We start from the raw sequence: 2362 nt of genomic DNA on the forward strand, positions 1-2362 counted from the left end.
CTTTTGTGGTGTCTAGCTTCTAGCTAAGACAAAATTTTAGAATGAAAAGACCCTGCTTATTAAGGGGGCTTTTGATGATAACTGTAAATATCTATTTAATATATGACTAGATAAGCAGAAATAGGCTCAAGTGCGATCGCTTTTTATTATTTAGAGAAATGATCCCCCCAAACCCCCCTTATTAAGGGGGGCTTTTGATGATAACTGTAAACATCTATTTAATATATGACTAGATAAGCAGAAATAGGCTCAAGTGCGATCGCTTTTTTTTATTTAGAGAAATGATCCCCCCAAACCCCCCTTATTAAGGGGGGCTTTTGATGATAACTGTAAACATCTATTTAATATATGACTAGATAAGCAGAAATAGGCTCAAGTGCGATCGCTATTTATTAAGTTATAGCAATGAGCCAATAGATGTTGACAAAAATGATGAAAAGCCCCCCTTAGTAAGGGGGGTTGGGGGGGAAAAGTTAGTGATAAATGTTGTTAACACCACTGCGGTCACTGCTATAAATATAACCAACAACTCCACACATAGCTATTCTTATTTATTTTTATGCTTTCGCTGGTATGATTTAATCTTTGCTGATGATTCACTTACGAGTATGCTTATTTAACTTAGCATCTTTTAAATTGGCATCCTGTAAATTGGTACCACTTAAAATAGCTCCCTGTAAATTGGCACCCTGTAACTTAGCATCCTCTAAATTGGCATTCCTTAAATTGGCATTCTGTAAATTGGCATTCCTTAAATTGGCATTCCTTAAATCGGCACTCTGTAAATCGGCACTCTGTAAATTGGCATTCCTTAAATCGGCATTCTTTAAATATCTTTGAGGAGTAGGATTATTGATAATATCCCAAACTGTCAACCATTTTTTCTGTATCTGGGTATTCGTATCTAAATAGGCACTCCTTAAATAGGCACAATCTAAATTGGCACCCTTTAAATTGGCACCCTTTAAATTGGCACCCTTTAAATTGGCACAATCTAAATTGGCACAATCTAAATTGGCACTCCTTAAATCGGCACCCTTTAAATTGGCATTCCTTAAATCGGCATTCCTTAAATCGGCACTCCTTAAATCGGCACGCTTTAAAATGGCACAATCTAAATTGGCACCCTTTAAATCAGCACCCTTTAAATCGGCACAATTTAAACTAATTTTTACATCAGGATTATGTTTTCGCCACTTATTGAATAGTTTTTTCTGATAAGAAATAATAACTGCTAATATACGTTTATTTTTGCGACAATTATCTAAAGCAAAAAAAACATAAGATTCATCAACGTATGGCAAACGTAGAATACTACTTAAAGTAGATTCTGGCATAGTCGCTAATAAGTTAGGATTAGCTAGTAGCATTAAATCAAATACCGGATTACTTAATAATTCTTGAGGAAAATCTTCTCCTAATTTAAGTAAAATCTCATCAGGAGTATTAGGATTACTGACTAAAGCTAGTTTAATTTCTGTTTGAGAATATTGGTGATAAAATTCTGTTAAAACCTTAGGGGCGGTTTTGGGGTTACTAGCTTCGCTAATTTTAAGGGTATACTTATCTAACTTAGCATCCTGTAAATTGGCACCCTCTAAATTGGCACCCTGTAACTTAGCATCCTGTAAATTGGCACCCTCTAAATTGGCACCCTGTAAATTGGCACCCTGTAAATTGGCACCCTCTAAATTGGCACCCTGTAAATTGGCATTGTTTAAATAAGCATTCCTTAACTCAGCCTTTTTTAAATTGGCACCCTCTAAATTGGCACCAGATAAATAGGCACCTTGTAAATCGGCACCAGATAAATAGGCACCTTGTAAATCGGCACCCCTTAAATCGGCACCCCTTAAATCGGTACCCCTTAAATCGGCACCCTGTAAATCGTTAATTATTGTTTTTCGTATTGATGGTTTAGTCATTTAGATTCATGTATAAGCAGAAATAGGATCAAGTGCGATCGCTCTTAGTTCAGTTACAGTTATAGAGTGTGTTTAGTATATCTATTTAATATATGACTAGATAAAAAGAAATAGGATAAAAAGCGATCGCTTTTTTTTATTTAGATAAATGATCCCCCCAAACCCCCCTTATTAAGGGGGGCTTTTGATGATAACTGTAAACATCTATTTAATATATGACTAGATAAGCAGAAATAAGGTAAAAAGCGATCGCTTTTTTTTATTTAGATAAATGATCCCCCCAAACCCCCCTTATTAAGGGGGGCTTTTGATGATAACTGTAAACATCTATTTAATATATGACTAGATAAGCAGAAATAAGGTAAAAAGTGATCGCTTTTTATTATTTAGAGAAATGATCCCCCCAAACCCCCCTTATTAAGGGGGGCTTTTGATGA

1 protein-coding gene is annotated in these 2362 nt (G+C 35.4%); it reads right to left on the minus strand.

Annotated elements, in window-relative coordinates:
* Nucleotides 1-596: 596 nt before the first annotated feature.
* On the minus strand, nucleotides 597-1925 hold the full coding sequence (locus tag MW688_RS12365) for a pentapeptide repeat-containing protein (protein ID WP_486736307.1): 1329 nt from the start codon (nucleotides 1923-1925) through the stop codon (nucleotides 597-599).
* Between the last annotated feature and the right edge of the window lie 437 nt (nucleotides 1926-2362).

It is taken from the genome of Johannesbaptistia floridana (assembly GCF_057440575.1).

Coding starts and splice junctions, on each gene's coding strand:
- MW688_RS12365 (WP_486736307.1), bottom strand. CDS start 1,925: ATGACTAAACCATCAATACGAAAAACAATAATTAACGATTTACAGGGT.